This is a genomic window from Neisseria sp. CP9, from assembly GCF_047758525.1.
In the GTDB taxonomy this organism is placed as follows: domain Bacteria; phylum Pseudomonadota; class Gammaproteobacteria; order Burkholderiales; family Neisseriaceae; genus Neisseria.
Genome location: NZ_CP180502.1, coordinates 1,024,590 through 1,043,505 on the forward strand (window position 1 = coordinate 1,024,590; position 18,916 = coordinate 1,043,505).

18 protein-coding genes and 2 pseudogenes are annotated in these 18,916 nt (G+C 50.6%); 9 read left to right on the forward strand and 11 right to left on the reverse strand.

The annotated features are described in order from the left end of the window. Positions 1–185: 185 nt before the first annotated feature. Positions 186–1,697, reverse strand: coding sequence for a lysine--tRNA ligase (gene lysS, locus ACMYUL_RS04775; protein ID WP_070515186.1), 1,512 nt, complete (start codon positions 1,695–1,697; stop codon positions 186–188). Between the two features lie 254 nt (positions 1,698–1,951). Between lysS and ACMYUL_RS04780 the strand changes: the two genes are divergently transcribed. Next, positions 1,952–3,097: a hypothetical protein gene (locus ACMYUL_RS04780; RefSeq protein ID WP_415772369.1), complete on the forward strand. Its 1,146-nt coding sequence runs from the start codon at positions 1,952–1,954 to the stop codon at positions 3,095–3,097. A 590-nt stretch (positions 3,098–3,687) separates the two neighbouring features. Here ACMYUL_RS04780 and ACMYUL_RS04785 read toward each other — a convergent pair. Next, positions 3,688–3,840: a hypothetical protein gene (locus ACMYUL_RS04785; RefSeq protein ID WP_168162018.1), complete on the reverse strand. Its 153-nt coding sequence runs from the start codon at positions 3,838–3,840 to the stop codon at positions 3,688–3,690. Positions 3,841–3,866: 26 nt separating this feature from the next. Further along, positions 3,867–4,109 (reverse strand): annotated as a pseudogene (locus tag ACMYUL_RS04790) (oligopeptide transporter, OPT family); the annotation flags it as partial. Between the two features lie 53 nt (positions 4,110–4,162). Between ACMYUL_RS04790 and ACMYUL_RS04795 the strand changes: the two are divergent. Then, positions 4,163–4,513, forward strand: coding sequence for a helix-turn-helix domain-containing protein (locus ACMYUL_RS04795; RefSeq protein WP_308862247.1), 351 nt, complete (start codon positions 4,163–4,165; stop codon positions 4,511–4,513). After that, the gene (locus ACMYUL_RS04800) at positions 4,417–5,313 is read left to right on the forward strand and encodes an IS3 family transposase (protein WP_415770255.1); all 897 of its coding nucleotides are present in this window, start codon (positions 4,417–4,419) and stop codon (positions 5,311–5,313) included. Before ACMYUL_RS04795 ends, ACMYUL_RS04800 begins: the two co-directional genes overlap by 97 nt. Positions 5,314–5,353: 40 nt before the next feature. Here ACMYUL_RS04800 and ACMYUL_RS04805 read toward each other — a convergent pair. Continuing rightward, positions 5,354–7,141 (reverse strand): annotated as a pseudogene (locus tag ACMYUL_RS04805) (OPT family oligopeptide transporter); the annotation flags it as partial. Positions 7,142–7,934: 793 nt separating this feature from the next. Between ACMYUL_RS04805 and minC the strand changes: the two are divergent. From minC to ACMYUL_RS04825, 4 genes are read left to right on the forward strand one after another with little or no spacing between them, the layout of a single operon-like run. After that, positions 7,935–8,639, forward strand: coding sequence for a septum site-determining protein MinC (gene minC, locus ACMYUL_RS04810; protein ID WP_003762201.1), 705 nt, complete (start codon positions 7,935–7,937; stop codon positions 8,637–8,639). 30 nt (positions 8,640–8,669) lie between these two features. Then, positions 8,670–9,485: a septum site-determining protein MinD gene (gene minD / locus ACMYUL_RS04815; protein ID WP_003762203.1), complete on the forward strand. Its 816-nt coding sequence runs from the start codon at positions 8,670–8,672 to the stop codon at positions 9,483–9,485. Positions 9,486–9,488: 3 nt separating this feature from the next. After that, complete coding sequence (gene minE / locus ACMYUL_RS04820) at positions 9,489–9,764, forward strand: cell division topological specificity factor MinE (RefSeq protein ID WP_003765670.1); 276 nt, start codon at positions 9,489–9,491, stop codon at positions 9,762–9,764. Between the two features lie 3 nt (positions 9,765–9,767). Further along, the gene (locus tag ACMYUL_RS04825; protein ID WP_049230000.1) at positions 9,768–10,688 is read left to right on the forward strand and encodes a hydrogen peroxide-inducible genes activator; all 921 of its coding nucleotides are present in this window, start codon (positions 9,768–9,770) and stop codon (positions 10,686–10,688) included. A gap of 312 nt (positions 10,689–11,000) precedes the next feature. Here the strand turns inward: ACMYUL_RS04825 and tldD are convergent, their stop codons facing one another. After that, positions 11,001–12,497, reverse strand: a complete 1,497-nt coding sequence (tldD, locus tag ACMYUL_RS04830; RefSeq protein ID WP_210398612.1) for a metalloprotease TldD — start codon at positions 12,495–12,497, stop codon at positions 11,001–11,003. Positions 12,498–12,787: 290 nt separating this feature from the next. On the opposite strand from tldD, the gene ACMYUL_RS04835 reads away from it, so the two are divergent. Both ACMYUL_RS04835 and ACMYUL_RS04840 read left to right on the forward strand, forming a co-directional pair. Further along, entirely contained in the window at positions 12,788–14,161 is a 1,374-nt protein-coding gene (locus tag ACMYUL_RS04835) for a Na+/H+ antiporter family protein (RefSeq protein WP_070515194.1), read from the forward strand. Next, on the forward strand, positions 14,162–14,389 hold the full coding sequence (locus ACMYUL_RS04840; RefSeq protein ID WP_415772373.1) for a SlyX family protein: 228 nt from the start codon (positions 14,162–14,164) through the stop codon (positions 14,387–14,389). A gap of 68 nt (positions 14,390–14,457) precedes the next feature. Here ACMYUL_RS04840 and ACMYUL_RS04845 read toward each other — a convergent pair whose 3' ends face one another. The 6 genes from ACMYUL_RS04845 to lpxB form a co-directional block, all read right to left on the reverse strand. Continuing rightward, a complete protein-coding gene (locus ACMYUL_RS04845; RefSeq protein WP_070515198.1) occupies positions 14,458–14,997 on the reverse strand; it encodes a DUF924 family protein in 540 nt (179 codons plus the stop codon). Between the two features lie 262 nt (positions 14,998–15,259). After that, the gene (locus ACMYUL_RS04850) at positions 15,260–15,922 is read right to left on the reverse strand and encodes an SH3 domain-containing protein (protein ID WP_070515200.1); all 663 of its coding nucleotides are present in this window, start codon (positions 15,920–15,922) and stop codon (positions 15,260–15,262) included. Positions 15,923–16,054: 132 nt separating this feature from the next. Beyond that, the gene (locus tag ACMYUL_RS04855; protein ID WP_415772376.1) at positions 16,055–16,543 is read right to left on the reverse strand and encodes a TlpA family protein disulfide reductase; all 489 of its coding nucleotides are present in this window, start codon (positions 16,541–16,543) and stop codon (positions 16,055–16,057) included. Further along, the gene (locus tag ACMYUL_RS04860) at positions 16,540–16,926 is read right to left on the reverse strand and encodes an acyl-CoA thioesterase (protein WP_070515204.1); all 387 of its coding nucleotides are present in this window, start codon (positions 16,924–16,926) and stop codon (positions 16,540–16,542) included. The genes ACMYUL_RS04855 and ACMYUL_RS04860 overlap by 4 nt, the downstream gene beginning before the upstream one ends. Beyond that, a complete protein-coding gene (locus tag ACMYUL_RS04865; protein WP_016686442.1) occupies positions 16,926–17,288 on the reverse strand; it encodes a hypothetical protein in 363 nt (120 codons plus the stop codon). Before ACMYUL_RS04865 ends, ACMYUL_RS04860 begins: the two co-directional genes overlap by 1 nt. 184 nt (positions 17,289–17,472) lie before the next feature. Then, positions 17,473–18,630, reverse strand: a complete 1,158-nt coding sequence (gene lpxB / locus ACMYUL_RS04870; RefSeq protein ID WP_070515206.1) for a lipid-A-disaccharide synthase — start codon at positions 18,628–18,630, stop codon at positions 17,473–17,475. Between the last annotated feature and the right edge of the window lie 286 nt (positions 18,631–18,916).

Genomic DNA, 18,916 nt, shown 5'->3' on the forward strand with positions numbered 1-18,916 from the left:
GCAGTAAAGTTGCCAACGGTGCAATCTAAAAAGCCGCGACTATCTGGGTGTGTACAGCGTGTAGGAATTGCATGGACGGTTGAAAAGCAGAGGCTGAATCCAAATCAAATTTAGCTTGAACAAAAGGTCGTCTGAAAACCAATTTTCCGGTTTTCAGACGACCTTTTCTTTATTATCTGCCTACCTTATTCGGGACGCATCTGCGGAAACAAAATCACGTCGCGGATGGTTTGCGAATCGGTCAGCAGCATTACCAGGCGGTCGATGCCGATGCCGCAACCGCCTGTCGGCGGCAGACCGAATTCCATCGCGCGGATGTAGTCGGCATCGTAGTGCATGGCTTCGTCGTCGCCTGCGTCTTTTTGCGCGACTTGCGATTTGAAGCGTTCGGCTTGGTCTTCAGGGTCGTTCAACTCGGAATAGCCGTTTGCCAGTTCGCGGCCGACAACGAACAATTCGAAACGCTCGGTCAGACCTTGTTTCGTATCCGAAGCGCGTGCCAACGGGGAAACTTCGACCGGGTAATCGACGATGAAGGTCGGGTTCCACAGTTTGCTTTCGGCGCAACCTTCAAACAGGGCGAGTTGCAGGCTGCCGATGCCCGGGGACGGCGGCAGGCTTTCACCGTGTTTGACAATTTCTTTTTTCAGCCACTCCGCATCGTTCAACTGATCGTCGGTGTAGTGCGGATTATATTTTTTGATGGCTTCGAGAATGGTCAGGCGTTCGAACGGGCTTTCCAAATCGACTTCTTTGCCGTTGTAGCTGATTTTCGCCGTACCGTTTACCGTGCGCGATGCGTTGCGGATGATGTCTTCCGCCATCTGCATCATGCGTTCGTAGTCGGAGAAGGCTTCGTAGAATTCGATCATGGTGAATTCGGGGTTGTGGCGCACGGACATGCCTTCGTTGCGGAAGCTGCGGTTGATTTCAAACACGCGCTCCAAACCGCCAACCACCAAGCGTTTCAGATACAACTCGGGGGCAATGCGCAGGTAGAGCGGGATGTCCAAAGCGTTGTGGTGGGTCACGAACGGTTTCGCCGTCGCGCCGCCGGGAATCGGGTGCATCATCGGAGTTTCGACTTCGAGATAATGCTCGTTCACCATGAAATTACGCACGGATTGGATGATTTGGCTGCGTTTGATAAACGTATTGCGCGATTCTTCGTTGGCAATCAAATCGACGTAGCGTTGGCGGTATTTGGTTTCCTGATCGCTCAAGCCTTTGTGTTTGTCGGGCAGCGGGCGCAGGGATTTGGACAGCAGGCGGATGTCGGACACGCGCACGGTCAATTCGCCGTGGTTGGTTTTGAACAAAGTGCCTTCCGCGCCGACGATGTCGCCCAAGTCCCAGTGGTTGAAATCGTCCAAAACTTCCTGACTCACGCCTTTGTTGTTCAGATAAAGCTGGATTTGGCCGGTCACGTCTTGGATGGTAGCGAAGCTCGCCTTGCCCATTTGGCGTTTGAGCATCATGCGGCCGGCAATTTTGACGGGAACGGCTTGCGGGTCGAGTTCTTCTTTGCTGATTTCGCCGTATTGGGCGTGCAAATCGGCGGCAAAGCTGTCTCGCTTGAAGTCGTTGGGATAGGCAATGCGCTGTTGGCGGATGTTGTGCAGTTTTTCGCGGCGCAGGGCGATGATTTGGTTTTCGTCCAACTGCGGCTCGGTTTGCGGATTGTTTTGTTCGCTCATGGTGTTTTCCGGAAAAATAAATCAGGCGCAATCTGTTTCAGACGACCTGATTGAATCACAAAATTTGCGCATATTTTACGCGATGTCGGTGTTTTTTTCTATCCGGCTCAAAAGGTCGTCTGAAAAACATTGGACAGGGGTTTTCGGTCAATCCGTTTGGCGGGAAAAAAATACCTGAAATCAAGTTTGGAAAAACATTTGGCTTTTTTGCTGTTATACTCATTCCATTTATTTCAAATCAATATCTGAAGATTATGTACTGGTCTATTCCTGATATCCCCGATACCATCGTCGCCCGCAAAAACAGTAAGTGGAATACCCCTTGGGTATGGCTGACGGTATTGGCTTTGCTTTTCATTGCGGCGTTGATTGTTGTGTTGTGGCTGAAAATCAGCCCGTTTTATCTGTTGATACCGGTTGGCGTTTGGGGCGCGGCTTTGCTGTACCGCTTTATCTTGTCGATGAACCGCAGCGCGGCGGCAGATGCTTGGGAAACCGAAAAATCGAATATCCGCAAAAAATGGACGGATTGGGCGCAAAGAAGCATCGTGTTGGTCGATTCGCATACCATCCTGCCTGAACCCTTGTCGCTGCCGGACATCATTACCCAAGCGTCAGGCGGACGAAATGCCGACCTGTTTCTGTTTCCGCGTGACGAAGACGAAGACCTGTGGCGCAGCGGCTATCCTTACGTTGCCGAACATTTTCACCAAAAATTGAGCGAATTGGCGGAGTATCGGCAGCCTGTGACCCTGCACATCGATGCGCCGGATGAAGAAGCGTATTTGAACTGGCAGCAAAGATTTGAAGAAATCGCCGAAACGATGGGTGTCCGCGCGACCATCAAGTCTCTGTCTGATGGCGAAAACTTGATGGGTGATTGGGTGGAAAACCGTCAGTTTGAAGGCATCCATGTGATTTTTTCGGCATGGCTGAACGAAGACGCTTCAGATGCCGAGTTTACGGAAAACGCGACTTGGCTGGTGTTTGCCTCGTCTTATGCCGCCAAACAGAATAAATTGCCCGTCAAAGCGGTTTTGCAGCGCCCGATTGCCATCTCCTTGTCCGATGAAACGGCACAAAACAAAGCGTTTGGACATTACGCCGATTACGCTTTGAAAAACCGCACCGTCCATGCCGCTTGGTTTGCCGCACCTCCTAAAGATACGCAACAATACGTCGGCAAACTTCGCCAAGCAGGTGTCAGCTGGAACGATAATTTCGATCTGCCCCTCATACACACGCCCGAACCCTATACCGGTCAGCTTCCACGAGAAAGCCACTGGCTGACTTTGGGCTTGATGGCTGAAAACAGCGACCAGCAAAACCAATTGTTCGGCTGGCAGAAAGACGGCAATCTCTATATGGGCTGCCTGATTCATCAAAATTCAGTAGCATAAGCCGACTATCTTGTCATGGTACGAAAGGTCGTCTGAAAACTTGGAAGTTGAGTTTTCAGACGACCTTTTATTTAATCCACGCCAGTTTGTAGCGTGGGCTTTGCCCACGAAATCTATCTTCTAAAAACTGAATTGGATGGTCACGTTTCACTGATTTCGTGGGTAGAACCCACGCTACGGATTGCAGCAACGGCAACTTGTCCCTTCCCCCGTCCGACGGAGGAAGATTAGGATGGGGGTGGCTTTGTGGGTCTAGGTAAAATCAAATTCGTTTGACCCGTAGAACCACCCTCTCCCCAGCCCTCTCCCGCCAGACGGGAGAGGGGGCAGGTTGCAAGTAAAAATCAGGTCGTCTGAAAACGTGAAAACCGGTTTTAGTAAACTCGTTCACGCTCGTTTTCAGACGACCTCGTTTGTTCAATCAACGCGTGCTTGGGATAACTCAAGTAGCGTGGGCTTTGCCCACGAAATCCACTACTTAACCATTCAAATTAGACAATAATTGAATTTGCTTTCATCTCGTGGGCAAAGCCCACGCTACTCGTTGCAGCAACAGCAACCTGTCCCTTCCCCCGTCCGGCGGGGGAAGGTTAGGATGGGGGTGGTTCTATGGCTTGGGGTAAAATCAAATTCGTTTGCCCCGTAGAGCCGCCCTCTCTCCAGCCCTCTCCCACCGGACGGGAGAGGGGGCGGGTTACAGATAAAAACAAGGTCGTCTGAAAACCTGAATCCCAAGTTTTCAAACGACCTCTTTATTTTCAAACCTGACTTACTTGACGCGCCCTGCTTTCAACACGCGTTGGGCGAAGAACACCATGCCTGTGATGAAGAACGCCAGACCCAGCCAGGATGCGGTGGTTTCCCAGTTTTCCAGACCCAGTGCAAGTGGGGCGTCGGAGCCGCCGTTGGTCACGGAGAAGGCGATGATGAATGCCATCACTACACCGACCAGGCTTTCGCCGACAATCAAACCGGCGGAGAACAAGGTGCCGATACGTTCGGCGTTTTGAACTGCACCCCAAAAGTTGGACACATCCCCTCCAACTCACAAGGTGCAGTTTTTTTATGAGCAAATATACATTACACTTCAAATACCAAGCCGTACTCCACTACCTGCACATACGCAGCCAACAGCGTACCGCAGACCACTACGGCATCTCCCGAACCCATCTGCGACGATGGATACGCGCCTATCAGGAAGGCGGCATCGGCGCACTCGAACATCCCCAATCCAAAACCATGACCGACCACCGCAAAAACCCCTTCATCGCCGACAAACCCGACCAAGAAAAAACACAGGCAGAACTTATCGAAGAGTTGTGCTATATGCGCGCAGAGGTCGCCTACCTAAAGGAGTTAAAAGCCCTCAGCCAAAAGCGGACCGAAAAGGACAAAGCCAAACCGTCCAAACACTGAGGGCGCAACACCCGCTCAAATACCTGCTGCACATCGCACACCTGCCCAAAAGCAGCTTTTACTACCATCACCAAGATCGACCCGATCCCGACGAGGCCGACAAAGCCCTCCTTGTCGAAACCTACAAACGGCATAAAGGACGCTACGGACAAAGGCGCATTGCCGCAGCATTGGATTGGAACCGCAAAAAAGCGGCGCGGTTGATGAAACAGATGGGGCTGAAAGCCAAAATACGGGCGAAAAAAGCCTACCGCCATCCCGCCATGGGCGAAATATCGGAACACCTCCTCAAACGCCGGTTCACAGCCAAAAAGCCCAACGAAAAATGGCTGACCGACGTGACCGAACTCAAAGGGAGCGACGGCAAACTGTACCTCTCGCCAATCTTGGACTTGTTCAACCGCGAGATCGTCGCCTACGCCATGAGCCGCAATGCTAACAGCGAAATGGTGAAGGAAATGCTTGAAAAAGCCGCGCCCCGGCTGACCGGCGAAGGAACGATGCTGCATTCCGACCAAGGCGTGCTGTACCGTACGGCGGGATATAGGGAATTGCTTGCCCAACATTCCATGGTTCAAAGCATGTCGCGAAAGGCGAACTGCTGGGACAATGCGCCGATGGAAAGCTTCTTTGCGGTGTTGAAGACGGAGTGTTTCTATAACGCAGGAGAATTGACGGTGGACGAATTGATGAAACAGATAGATGACTATATGGATTACTACAACCGGGAGCGTTGCAGTCTGAAATTGAAAAAGCTGAGTCCTGTCGCATACAGAACCCAGCTTGCACAGAGCGCCTGAAAAGGCTTTTATGAGTGTCCAAGATTTGGGGGCCAGTTCAGTTTTTCAGACGACCTTCACGGTTTTCCGCTTGCTTGCCGATGATGTGTTTCAACACCGCCGCCAACACTGCGCCGATCACGATAGGCATAGTGACGGACGGCGGCAGGTAGATGCCCATGCCGACTGCGAGGACAGGCAGTGCGCGTTTGCCGCCGGACGATTTTTTCAACACCAAATCGACGACGATCAACACCGCGCCGATCGCGATACCGGTGAAGATGTACGCCCATTCAAGGTTGTGGGCGAAAATACCTGACGCGATGGTCGTCATCAAAGTTGCTTGGGGAGCCGCCAAAGCCTGCGCCGCGTCCATGCCTTCGCGCGGCATTGCGCCGGTAAAGCCGTAGGCTTCGTAGAGCAGTTCCAACACGGGCGAGATGACGAATGCGCCGACGATACAGCCGATAATCAACGCAATCTGTTGTCTCCAAGGCGTTGCTTTGAGCAGGTAGCCGGTTTTCAAGTCTTGCAGGTTGTCGTTGGAAATCGAAGCCACGCAAATCACTGCCGAACCGCAGAACAAGGTCAGAGCCAGCAAGAATTTGCGGTTGGCTTCATCCGCCATCAAGCCGCCGGATTCGCCCACGACCAACAACACCAGCGAAATGATAACGATGGAAACGATGCCCACGCCCGAAATCGGGCTGGAAGACGAACCGACCAAACCCGCCATATAACCGCAGGCGGCGGCGACCAAAAAGCCGATGACGGAAGCCAAAAGCGTACAAACGACCACCAAAAGCCAAGCCATGCCGCCCGTAATGTGCGAATCGCCGATAAAGTGATAAAACGATACGCCCAAAATCAGCATCATGGACAATACCCAAAAAATCATGGCTTTAGGTGACAAATCCTGTTCGGCGCGTTCCGCAGCGGGCGTACCGCCGCCGAAACTCTTGAACGACATTTTCAGGCCTTCCAGCATCGGCTTAAGCAGCATCAAAAGCGTCCAAACCGCCGCGATACCGATGGTACCCGCGCCGATAAAGCGTACTTTTTCCTTCCACAGCTTCATCGCAAACGCCGCCATTTCCATATCGGCAGGCTGCGGAATGTGCGATGAAAAATACGGCACGGCAATGCCCCAAGCAATCGAAATACCCAGCAGGATGGCGATACCGCCCGTCAGCCCGACCAAGTAGCCCGCGCCCAACAATGCCAGCGAAAAGCCCATCGGCAGTTGGAAAATCGCCGTGCCGCTTTTAAACCAATAACTCGCGCTGTCGGCAATCACGCGCAAACCGTTGGAACAAAAGCTCATAAAGCCCGCCAACGCGCCGCCTGCCGCCAGCTCTTTAATGCCGCTGCCACCCTGACGGCCTTCCTCCTCGTGGCTGCCGACTTTCAAAATCTCCGCCGCCGCCACGCCTTCGGGATAAGGCAACTCGCTTTTCACCACCATCGCGTAACGCAGCGGAATGGTAAAAATCACCCCCAAAATCCCGCCGGCAATACATAAAAGCGTCGTCTGCCAAAACGGGAAACCGCTCCAGTAGCCCGCCATCAGCAAACCGGGCAGGACGAAGATGATGGTCGAAAGCGTACCCGCCGCCGAAGCCTGCGTCTGCACCATATTGTTTTCCAAAATATTGCTGCCTTTGCAAAACTTCAAAACCGCCATCGAAATCACTGCCGCCGGAATCGACGAAGCAAAGGTCAGACCGACCTTCAAGCCGAGGTAAACGTTCGACGCGGTAAAGATCACGGTAATCAGCGCACCGAGTATCATGCCCCGAAGCGTCAGCTCGCGGCAATCCGCGTAAGGATCGTGGGTGGATTGTGTCATCGTAGATAGCCTTTCGGTTGATAAAAAACACGACGGCAGGCTCGAACCGGCTGCCGAATCTGCCTTTATGGTGTTGCGGCGGCAAGGAAATGTCAAGTTAGACAAAGAATGTGCAAAGAAAACGGAAAAGTATAGTGGATTAAAATTGCAATGATACGGCGTTGCTAACGCCCTTATGTACTACCCGTACACGGCGGGCGTTACCGCCTTGTCTCATTTTTATTTTAATCCACTATAAAAGGTCGTCTGAAACCGGTGTCCGCATTTTTAGACGACCTTAGCGGCTCAAATCGCCTCACCCAACCCTGAAAAAACCTCCGAATCCCACCATTTATAGTGGATTAACTTTAAATCAGGACAAGGCGACGAAGCCGCAGACAGTACAGATAGTACGGAACCGATTCACTTGGTGCTTCAGCACCTTAGAGAATCGTTCTCTTTGAGCTAAGGCGAGGCAACGCCGTACTGGTTTAAAGTTAATCCACTATATTCCTTCAATGACCGACCGTCCTTATATAAAAAAATCTGTTCCTCCCGTTGACGGATCGTTCAGATTCAGAGCCTGCTCCGGATTTCAGACGACCTGTTGTCGCTTTTACGCCACTTCAAACAACTTTAAAGATAACGTCATTTCATGACAAAACCTTGCAATCGGCTTGCAATCGCGTTCCAGCCGTGATTTCAACCTGATAGATACAGGAAATTTCACTTCAGACGGCCCAAACGGATTGAATAGCCAAGATTTACACGGTAAACTTATACAATTAAAAAATTTTATGATTTACTCACTATTATGAAACCCGCCTTCGACATAAAGTCAGCCCGGCTTGACGTGCTGGCTATTCACCTGCATACCGCAGACTTGACCGAACTGGAAGAATTTTTGCGCCAACGCGCCGGTCAATACCAAGAATTGGATGTCGTCCCCTTCGTTTTGGATGTGCAGGATTTTGACCATCCCGAGTCATTGGACATCGGTTCCATGATTTCCCTTTTCGCCCGTTACGGCATGCAGATTCTGGGGCTGCGCCACGAAAGCGAATATTGGGCATCCTTCGCAGCACGTTACCATTTGGTTTTCAGCCGTAGCGACAAATCCGAGCCGCAACAGCCCAAAATCAACCAAGAGCCTGCACCCGTTCAGGCAACGGTCATCAGCAACCCGACCGTCCTCATCAGCACCCCCGTCCGCACCGGACAACAGGTTTACGCGGAAAACGGCGACCTTATCGTTACCGGTATCGTCAGCCAAGGTGCGGAACTCATTGCCGACGGAAACATTCATATCTATGCGCCCATGCGCGGCAGGGCGTTGGCAGGCGCGAAAGGCAACACCAACGCGCGCATCTTCATCCACTCCATGCAGGCGGAACTGGTCTCCGTAGCGGGCATCTACCGCAATTTCGAACAAGACCTGCCCGACCACCTGCACAAAAAAGCCGTACAGGTTTCATTGCAAGACAACCGCCTGGTTATCAGCGCAATCGACACAGATTAACCATTCCAAGCATTTGATAAAGGAAACATCGTGACAAAAATCATCGTAGTAACTTCAGGCAAAGGCGGCGTAGGCAAAACCACGACCAGCGCCAGTATCGCAACCGGACTGGCTCTGCGCGGCCACAAAACAGCCGTCATCGACTTTGACGTCGGCTTGCGCAACCTCGACCTGATTATGGGTTGCGAACGACGCGTCGTTTACGACCTGGTTAACGTTATCCAAGGCGAAGCCACACTTACCCAGGCCCTGATTAAAGACAAAAACTGCGAAAACCTCTTCATCCTGCCCGCATCGCAAACCCGCGACAAAGACGCGCTGACCCGTGAAGGCGTTGAGAAAGTCATGCAGGAATTGAGCAGTGACAAAATGGGATTCGAATACATCATCTGCGACTCCCCCGCCGGTATCGAACAAGGCGCATTGATGGCGCTCTACTTCGCCGACGAAGCCATCGTCACCACCAACCCCGAAGTATCCAGCGTCCGCGACTCCGACCGCATCTTGGGCATCCTGCAAAGCAAATCCCGCAAAGCCGAACAAGGCGGCACGGTCAAAGAGCACCTGCTGATTACCCGCTACTCGCCCGAGCGCGTCAACAAAGGCGAAATGCTGTCCGTACAAGACATTTGCGACATCTTGCGCATCCCGCTCATCGGCGTCATTCCCGAATCGCAAAACGTCCTGCAAGCGTCCAATGCCGGCGAGCCCGTCATCCACCAAGACAGCGCAACTGCCGCAGAAGCCTACAAAGACGTTATCGCGCGCCTCTTGGGTGAAAACCGTGAAATGCGTTTCCTCGAAGCCGAGAAAAAAGGCTTCTTCAAACGGCTGTTTGGAGGCTAAGTCATGTCATTAATGGATATGTTGTTCGGCAGAAAACCGAAAACCGCCGCCGTTGCACGCGACCGCCTGCAAATCATCATTGCACAAGAGCGCGCCCAAGAAGGTCAAGCCCCCGACTATCTGCCTACCCTGCGTAAAGAATTACTGGAAGTATTGTCCAAATACGTCAACGTTTCTTTGGACGACATCCGCATTTCCCAAGAAAAACAGGATGGTATGGACGTTCTCGAATTGAACATCACCCTGCCTGAACAAAAAACGGAACAGAAAAAGGCTTAACACATGACCTTGACCGAATTGCGTTACATCGTAGCCGTCGCGCAGGAGCGTCATTTCGGACGCGCCGCGCGCCGCTGCTTTGTCAGCCAGCCCACCCTTTCCATCGCCATCAAAAAGCTGGAGGAAGAGCTGTCGGTATCCCTGTTTGACCGCAGCAGCAACGACATCATCACCACCGAAGCGGGCGAGCGCATCGTTGCCCAAGCCCGCCGCGTGCTAGAAGAAGCCGAGCTGATCAAGCACCTTGCCAGCGAAGAGCAAAACGAATTGGAAGGCGCATTCAAACTCGGTCTGATTTTTACCGTCGCCCCCTACCTTCTGCCCAAGCTCATCATTTCCCTGCGCGAAACCGCGCCGAAAATGCCCCTGATGCTTGAAGAGAACTACACGCACATCCTGACCGAATCGCTCAAACGCGGCGACGTCGATGCCATCGTAGTCGCAGAACCCTTCCAAGAGCCTGGTATCGTCACCGAGCCTTTGTATGACGAGCCTTTCTTCGTCATCGTCCCTAAAGGACACCATTTCGAAGAACTCGATGCCGTTACTCCGCAGATGTTGGGCGAAGAACAGGTTTTGTTGCTGACTGAAGGCAACTGTATGCGCGATCAAGTTTTATCAAGCTGTTCCGAACTTGCCGCCAAGCAGAAAATCCAAGGTCTGACCAACACCCTGCAAGGCAGCTCCATCAACACCATCCGCCACATGGTTGCCAGCGGTCTCGCCATCAGCGTCATGCCCGCTACTGCATTGACCGAAAACGACCATTTGCTGTTCAGCATCATCCCTTTTTCAGGCTCCGTACCGCACCGCCGCGTCGTTTTGGCATACCGTCGGAACTTCGTCCGCCCCAAAGCATTGACTGCTTTGCGGACCGCCATCCTCAATTCCCATCTTCACGGCGTTACTTTTGTCCAAGAGTAAAGCGCATTGAATGCCGGGCATCGATTAAATCATGCACAGGGCTGTCAATTGTGATGATATTCAACAAGCCGCCGATTTTTTTCGGCGGCTTGTTTTATTTGTGTCTTAGCAAATGGGTAAGCCGAAAATCGTGTAGAACGTTCGAGCAGATAAACTTGTACTTAATGCCTTAAAACATGGTTTCCTGCGAATTTGAGCAGGACAAGGCCTCCCACCCATTTCCAATCAAGCCAATCAACTGACCATCCAATACAAAACGTCGTCTGAAAACCCTCAATACAGTTTTCAGACGACGTTTTATTTTTAATTGCCTTAAATCTCGCTACCGCCGACGGTCAGTCCCGAATCAATCCGCAAGGTCGGTTGTCCGACGCCGACAGGAACGCTTTGCCCGTCTTTGCCACACACACCGACACCGCTGTCCAACGCAGTATCGTTACCTATCATGGAGACGTGTTTCAACACTTCAGGGCCGTTGCCGATGATGGTTGCGCCTTTGACGGGATATTGCAGTTTACCGCCTTCGACCCACCACGCTTCGGATGCGCTGAAGACGAATTTGCCACTGGTGATGTCCACCTGTCCGCCGCCGAAATTGACGGCGTAAATGCCTTTGTCGATAGACGCGATGATTTCGTCGGGTTCGTAGCCGCCGTTTTCCATAAAGGTATTGGTCATGCGTGGCATAGGGGCGGAGGCATAGCTTTCGCGGCGGCCGTTGCCGGTGGATTGCGTACCCATCAGGCGAGCGTTGGTTTCGTCCTGCATATAGCCGACCAAGATGCCGTCTTCAATCAATACGGTGCGGCGTGTTTCGTTGCCTTCGTCGTCGATATTGAGCGAACCGCGTCTGTCGGCGATGTCGCCCTGATCAACGACGGTAACGCCTTTGGCGGCAACGCGCTCGCCGATTCTGCCTGAAAAGACGCTGGTTTCTTTGCGGTTGAAATCGCCTTCCAAGCCATGTCCGACGGCTTCATGCAGCAACACGCCCGGCCAGCCGTTGCCCAAGACAACAGTCATTTCGCCTGCGGGCGCAGGGCGCGACTCAAGATTAATCAGGGCTTGTTTGACGGCTGAATCGACAAATTGCCGCACGAGGGTTTCATCAAAATAAGCCAAGTCGTAGCGTCCGCCGCCACCCGCACTGCCCTGCTCTCTCCGGTCGCCCTGTTTGGCGATGACGGTAACGTTCAGGCGCACCATAGGACGAATATCCGCGGCGTGTCTGCCGTCGAGGCGGGCGATGTAAATCATGTCGTATTCGCAGGTCAGCCCCGCCATCACTTGCACAATGCGCGGGTCGGCGGCTTTGGCAAGCGTTTCCACTTTGTTCAATAAGGCAACTTTGGCGGCGGAATCGAGACCGATAATGGGATTCAGCACCGCATGGACGGATTTGCCGTTTGCAACGGACGGCACTTTGACAGAAGCTTCGCCGCCTGCCGCGCCGATAACGCGGACGGCTTGGGCGGAACGGTTGATCGAATCGATACACAAACTGTCCGCATAGGCAAAAGCGGTTTTTTCACCCGAAACGGCACGTACGCCCACGCCCTGATCAATTTGGAAACTGCCCGATTTGACGATACCCTCTTCCAAGTGCCAGCTTTCAAAAGCAGTGCGCTGGCAGTAGATGTCGGCGTAATCGACGTGATGCGCGCCGATGATGCTCAGGCTTTTAGCGAGCAGCTCGGGAGAAAGGTGATTGGCTTCGAGCAAATCGCGCTGTACGGTGGCGTAAGTTGAGTGCATGGTTTTCAGACGACCTTCAGGGCTGGGGAAACTTGGGGCTTGATTATACGGCATTTGTTCTCTTTCTAGTCGAATAGATAACAAGCGTACTCAAGTTTCCGCTGCTACATTACAGACGGCAGGCAAGGCAGCATCATACCTTTACATTTTGTCTGATAGCTTGAGCGGGCGGCTTGGATTGTTTTTGCACTGGGGGTCGTCTGAATTGCTTGCCTGCAAAATTCCATCCTATTCATTTGAATGAATAATCGGCTTGCCCTAGCGTGTTAAATCATGTTAGGTTATGATGTTTCTTTTAATATATAAATAGATGGCCGACAGGTCGTCTGAAACGGAGAAAAGGCATGAATGCCGTAGTGGTTGCAGTAATCGTTATGCTCGTGTTGTCGCTATCGCGGGTACACGTCGTATTGAGCCTGACTGTCGGTGCGTTCGTCGGCGGACTGGTGGCGGGAATGCCGCTGGAAAACATCGTGGATACGGCGGGCAATGTCACTCAGTCGGGGATTATTCCCGTGTTTAACGAAGGCTTGAAGGGCGGCGCGCGGATTTCTTTGTCTTATGCGATGCTCGGTGCGTTCGCGATGGCGATTACCTATTCGGGGCTGCCGCAGCAGCTTGCGGGCGGCATTATCCGCAAACTCAACAACAGTCAGGATGCCGCGAAAGGCGAAAGTTCGGTGAAATGGACGCTGTTGCTGATTATTTTGGCGATGGGCATCATGAGTCAAAACGTCGTGCCTATCCATATCGCGTTTATTCCGATGATTATTCCGCCGCTTTTGCTGGTGTTTAACCGTTTGAAAGTCGACCGCCGCCTGGTGGCGTGTGTGATTACGTTCGGTTTGGTGACGACTTATATGTTCCTGCCTTACGGCTTCGGTGCGATTTTCTTGAACGACATCCTCTTGGGCAACATCAAATCTGCGGGCATGGACGTAAAAGGCATTAGCGTCATGCATGCGATGGCGATTCCTGCGCTGGGTATGGTGGCGGGGCTGCTGGCGGCGTTTGTCCACTACCGCAAATCGCGCATTTATCAAACCAATACCGTCGATACGGAAGACAACCGCGAAGCATCCGAACAGCCCCAGCCTTCGGCTTACCGCAGTCTGGTGGCGGCGGTGGCAATCGGCGTGTGCTTTGCGATTCAGTTGATGTATGAAGATTCGCTGGTGTTGGGCGCGATGTTGGGTTTTGCCGTCTTTATGATGCTCGGCGTGATGAACCGAGACGCTGCCAGTGATGTGTTCGGCGAAGGCATCAAAATGATGGCGATGGTCGGTTTCATCATGATTGCGGCGCAAGGCTTTGCGGCAGTCATGACCGCGACAGGCGAAATCAAACCGCTGGTCGAACACAGTATGCAACTTTTCGGCAGCAATAAAGGCATGGCGGCATTTGCCATGTTGTTTGTCGGATTGTTGGTCACCATGGGCATCGGCTCTTCTTTCTCTACTTTGCCGATCATTACCGCAATTTATGTGCCGCTGTGTATCAGCCTCGGCTTCTCGCCGCTGGCAACCGTCGCCATCGTCGGTACGGCGGGCGCATTGGGCGACGCCGGTTCGCCCGCGTCCGACTCGACGCTCGGCCCGACCATGGGTTTGAACGCCGACGGACAACACGACCACATCCGCGACTCCGTCATCCCAACCTTTATCCACTACAATATCCCGCTGATGATTGCCGGCTGGATTGCCGCTATGGTGCTGTAAATGAGTGAAATGGACGAATTGGAACACCGCATCATCGAGCTGGAAATCCAAACCGCGCTTCAGGAAGACTTAATCGGCAGCCTGAACGATACGGTGGCGAAAATGCAGCAGACGCTGGATTTGCAGCAGGCGCAGTTGAGGCTGCTTTATCAGAAAATGCAGGACAAAGGCGCAAGCGGAGAGCGCGAACCTTACAGCCTGCGTGATGAAATTCCGCCGCATTATTGAAACGGAAATATGAAAAAAGGTCGTCTGAAAAATGGTTTTCAGACGACCTTCAAATTTTAAAACCCAAATTAAAATGACGAACCTTCCTGTTTCAAAAATTCCGCCTCTTCCTCCGTGCCTTCACGCCCCAATACGGCATTGCGGTGCGGATAGCGTCCGAAGCGGTCGATGATGACTTTGTGTTTGATTTCAAAATCCAATGCGTGTCCGTCGGTATAGCGTTCAAACAGCGGAACGGCTTGTTCGTGGACAACTTGGCTTTCGCTGTGCATCAACGGCATAAGCATGAAATGGCGTTCGTGCGGCAGGAGGTCGGCGAAACCGGGCTGACGGACGGCTTCTTGGGCAAGGATGAGAGCGGCCAAATCTTGGCCAAATGCTTGGGGGCTGTTGCGAAACAGGTTGCGTGAGAATTGGTCGAGCAGGATGATTTCGGCGAGCCTGCCTTGCAGGGTGTCGCGCCAGTGTGCAAGCTCGCCATGGGCCGCCTGCTGCCAGACATCAAAAAATCGCGCGCGAATCTTGGCATCGAATTCATCGTTTTTGGCAAACAGAAAAGGACGGTTTTCTTTGGCAAACCAGAAATCTAAGACGGTTTGGGGTGTCATGAACATTCCTTGCAATAGAAGATTATAGTGGATTAAATTTAAATCAGGACAAGGAGACGAAGCCGCAGACAGTACAGATAGTACGGAACCGATTCACTTGGTGCTTCAGCACCTTAGAGAATCATCCTCTTTGAGCTAAGGCGAGACAACGCCGTACTGGTTTAAAGTTAATCCACTATATTAAGTGCAAGGTCGTCTGAAAAACTGAATCAAAGTTTTCAGACGACCTTCTTTATTACGCCTATATCTCGACAGCTTTTGATTAATCCACCCGCTCCAACTGACTTTTATGAACATATCCTTGGGTAGTCGTATCTTTTAATTGAACGAGATACCAATCCTTACGAACGGTTTTCAATTTTTCTACTATGGCGTTGTCGTCCAAGCGTTTGATTATGTCGGCATGAGCATCCGGTTGGCTCCTGAGATTAACCTTATGGCTATCTGTGGATTTAACGATGAAATCATTATTCATAATCAACGAGTAAATACAGCCCGAATCAGGAATTTGTTTAGCTGTTGTTTTTGGAATTTTTTCAAATTTTATAAGTTTGGCAGAATAATATTTACCATCACAAATGACTTCCGTACCCACTTTACCCATAGTAATTTGGGCAGGCTGTTTGACAGAATCTTCCTGATAGACGTAAAAATTCGGTGGAAGCACCAATTCTTTCAAAACAGCAGCTTGCTGCGATTTGCTCAAATTAAGGGAGATTCGGTTTTGATTCGATATTTTGGTGTCTTCAGGAATAAAGTCAAAATATAAAACCCTTTGACTCCGAGCATTACCATCTAAACTTTTACCCCAATAAACCCACAGCATGCCTTTTTGAGGAACGCCTTGTGCAAATGTCAGCTGCAATACGCTCAAAATAAAGCTGACAAAAATACAATAAATAAATTGTTTATTTTTCAAAGCCATTTTCAATGATGCTCAGAATCTACTTACCGAAATTACCCTTCTTTAAGTCCGACAGCAAACAATATCGTTGATTGTTTAATATATTCATAACAGAGGTCGTCTGAAAACAGTCACGAACCTCTCAAGCCAGTATTACTTCGCCAATTCTTTGTCGATTTCCTGATAAAGCGCGGCGAAGTCCGGCTCGCCGACAAAGGTTTTCAGGATTTCGCCTTTTTTATTAATCAGAAAAGAAGTCGGGTAAACCTGCGTGCCGAACGCTTGGGCGGCGGCTTTATCGGCATCAAACATGACGGTAAAGGGCAAACCGTATTCTTTGACGTATTGGTTCACACTTTCCAGCGGGTCTATCGGTTGGGCAATGCCGAGTACTTGAAAATCTTTTCCTTGATAGTCTTTGGACATTTTGATGACTTTGGGCATTTCACTGACACAGCCCGGGCAGGAAGGGAACCAAAAATTGATGAAGCTGACTTTGCCTTGCAAATTGGCGTTGGACACCGGTTTGCCTTGCAGGTCGGACAAAGAGAATGCGGGAGCAGGTTTGTTATCCGGAATGAGGACGATGGCGAGCAGCGCGCCGATAATGGCGACGGCGGCAATGGTAATGAGTTTTTTCATGCTTCAGCGTATTGTTTTAAAAGGGTAAATAGAGATTCGGGAATACTGATGCTCCGCCCGCTTTCTGCGCTGACAACCATCAGCGTACTTTCGGCTTCAACGGCATTTTTCCCACTGGGCAAAACGATATTTTGAGTAAGGATAATGTGGCGCGAGGTCAGCTCTTTCAGACGACCTTCAAAGCGCAATATGTCGCCATCGACGGCGGCACGACGATAACGGATGTCGGTGCGGACGACCACCAGCATCAAGCCGTCGATTTCAGACAAAAACCCGTGTTCCTCAAAAAATGTCCAGCGCGCTTCTTCGAGAAATTCGAGATAGCGCGCGTTGTTGACATGACCATAGCCGTCAAGATGGTAATTGCGGACGCGGACGTTCATCAGTTCAGATTAAAGGGTTGAAAGGCTTCACGGGCGAGCGGTTCGTGTTCGAGGTCGGTAATGACGGTAGAAAGCTGGATGTCAAACCATTCGTTGAAAATATCGGCGTCCAAATCAGGCCACTCGCTCTCATCTTCACACCAGTCGGCAAGTTCGGCAGCGAAAATGTCTTCAAACCGCGCTTCGATTTCGTCCCATACTTCGTCAGCGGTTTCACACGGACGAACGAGATAAGAATTGGCATCGGCTTGAATATCTTCAAGCGTCAAACCGTCAAGATGATTACCGGGCAGGGTTTGCAGCCAGTTCCAAAAAGGATCGAGCGGGATGAGCAGGAAGACGCTGCGGTTGACTTCGTACATGATGTTTTCCTTGGTTTCAGATAAGGGAATGATATAGCAAAGGCCGTGGAAACGCCATCTTTGCCTACTGAAGGATAGATAAGTTGGGGCAAAGCGATGTTTAAACTGCAACCCGTTTTCTGCTTCATTACTTTTTTGTAAATCTGATTACCGCTCTTTTCTCTTGTTGAATCAGCAAGTCAAACTAAGATTTGAAAAAACCAGCTTCTTCCAACACTGCATTTGCCACCAGTGTATCGGTATCTTTTCTCAATAATAAATGCAGCTCATGAAAATCTTGTTTCAAACGGGCAACTGCTTCCGGATGTTCATGCCAATAAATCATGGCTTCTGCCAGTTTTTCAGGCGTCGCATCATGTTGCAAAAGCTCTGGAACAGCACATTTGTTCAGCAAAATATTGGGCAAACCGACATGTGGCACTTTAACTTTACGCTTCACATAAGCATAAGTCAGAGGAGATATCTTATAGCTGATCACCATAGGACGTTTGCACAAAGCCACTTCCAGCGTTGCCGTCCCGCTGGTTACCAAGACCACATCTGCCGCAGCACAAACAGTATCTGCTTGTTTATCGACTAACGTAATAGGAAGACCCGAAAATTGCGCAGATGCAAGAATTTTTGATATACGACGGCGGGTTGCCTGCGTAGCAACCGGCATCAGAAACTGCGCCTGTGGGTAACGCTTCAACAGAAGTAATGCGGTTTGAAAAAACACGGGAGCCATGTAATCAATTTCGCTAACACGACTGCCAGGCATCAAGGCAAATACTGGGATAGACGGTGCAACTCCCAACTGACGACGCGCAGAAGATTGATCAACATCTACAGGCATGGTTTGAGCCATCGGATGACCGACAAACTCAGCCTTACCACCGGCATCTAAATAGAGTTGTGGTTCCATTGGGAAAAGGCACAACACCCGGTTAACTTGATGAACGATTTTGTTCACCCGTTCACGCCTCCACGCCCAAACAGAAGGGCTGACATAGTGAACCGTTGGAATACCCGTTTTCTTCAGTTTCTCTTCCACCCAAAGATTAAAATCAGGTGCATCAATCCCAACAAAAACATCCGGTTTTATACGAATAAGGTCATTAACCAGACCTTTTCGGATTTTCAATATTTCGGGCAAACGTTTAACTACCTCAACAAAGCCTCGTACTGCCAATTTTTCTTGGTCATAAAGACTTTCAAATCCTTCCGCCTTCATACGCTCGCCACCGATACCAATAAATCTTGCATCAGGACAACGTTTTTTAATCGCACTAATAAGATGTGCACCAAGCAGATCACCCGATGCCTCAGCAACACTCATTGCAATCGTGAGAGAAGTAGTCATATAAAATTATGGGATACAAAAAAGAATTTGGTAAGTGTAATACCTGGCGGCAAAGAAGTTCTTAGTTAAATTTCAGTTATAGAGACCTTTGCAAAAATAGTCTGTTAACGAAATTTAACTCATAAAAATACGCTAAAATTTTCAATTGACCAAAACCTTTATGATTTTGAGTAAAAGCTAGGAAAAATCAGAAAGGTTTTTCATTTTGAAAATAGTATTGAACATAAAATTTTAGTAACTTATGTTATTTAAAATATCTCTTATAATATGATACTGGAAAGAAATA

Excerpts from the sequence above, each read along its gene's own strand:
- lpxB (WP_070515206.1), bottom strand. The coding sequence starts at position 18,630 with ATGACTACTTCTCTCACGATTGCAATGAGTGTTGCTGAGGCATCGGGT.
- ACMYUL_RS04850 (WP_070515200.1), bottom strand. The coding sequence starts at position 15,922 with ATGGCTTTGAAAAATAAACAATTTATTTATTGTATTTTTGTCAGCTTT.
- ACMYUL_RS04780 (WP_415772369.1), top strand. The coding sequence starts at position 1,952 with ATGTACTGGTCTATTCCTGATATCCCCGATACCATCGTCGCCCGCAAA.
- tldD (WP_210398612.1), bottom strand. The coding sequence starts at position 12,497 with ATGCCGTATAATCAAGCCCCAAGTTTCCCCAGCCCTGAAGGTCGTCTG.
- ACMYUL_RS04855 (WP_415772376.1), bottom strand. The coding sequence starts at position 16,543 with ATGAAAAAACTCATTACCATTGCCGCCGTCGCCATTATCGGCGCGCTG.
- ACMYUL_RS04865 (WP_016686442.1), bottom strand. The coding sequence starts at position 17,288 with ATGTACGAAGTCAACCGCAGCGTCTTCCTGCTCATCCCGCTCGATCCT.
- ACMYUL_RS04825 (WP_049230000.1), top strand. The coding sequence starts at position 9,768 with ATGACCTTGACCGAATTGCGTTACATCGTAGCCGTCGCGCAGGAGCGT.
- ACMYUL_RS04840 (WP_415772373.1), top strand. The coding sequence starts at position 14,162 with ATGAGTGAAATGGACGAATTGGAACACCGCATCATCGAGCTGGAAATC.
- ACMYUL_RS04845 (WP_070515198.1), bottom strand. The coding sequence starts at position 14,997 with ATGACACCCCAAACCGTCTTAGATTTCTGGTTTGCCAAAGAAAACCGT.
- minE (WP_003765670.1), top strand. The coding sequence starts at position 9,489 with ATGTCATTAATGGATATGTTGTTCGGCAGAAAACCGAAAACCGCCGCC.
- minC (WP_003762201.1), top strand. The coding sequence starts at position 7,935 with ATGAAACCCGCCTTCGACATAAAGTCAGCCCGGCTTGACGTGCTGGCT.
- ACMYUL_RS04860 (WP_070515204.1), bottom strand. The coding sequence starts at position 16,926 with ATGAACGTCCGCGTCCGCAATTACCATCTTGACGGCTATGGTCATGTC.
- ACMYUL_RS04795 (WP_308862247.1), top strand. The coding sequence starts at position 4,163 with ATGAGCAAATATACATTACACTTCAAATACCAAGCCGTACTCCACTAC.
- lysS (WP_070515186.1), bottom strand. The coding sequence starts at position 1,697 with ATGAGCGAACAAAACAATCCGCAAACCGAGCCGCAGTTGGACGAAAAC.
- ACMYUL_RS04835 (WP_070515194.1), top strand. The coding sequence starts at position 12,788 with ATGAATGCCGTAGTGGTTGCAGTAATCGTTATGCTCGTGTTGTCGCTA.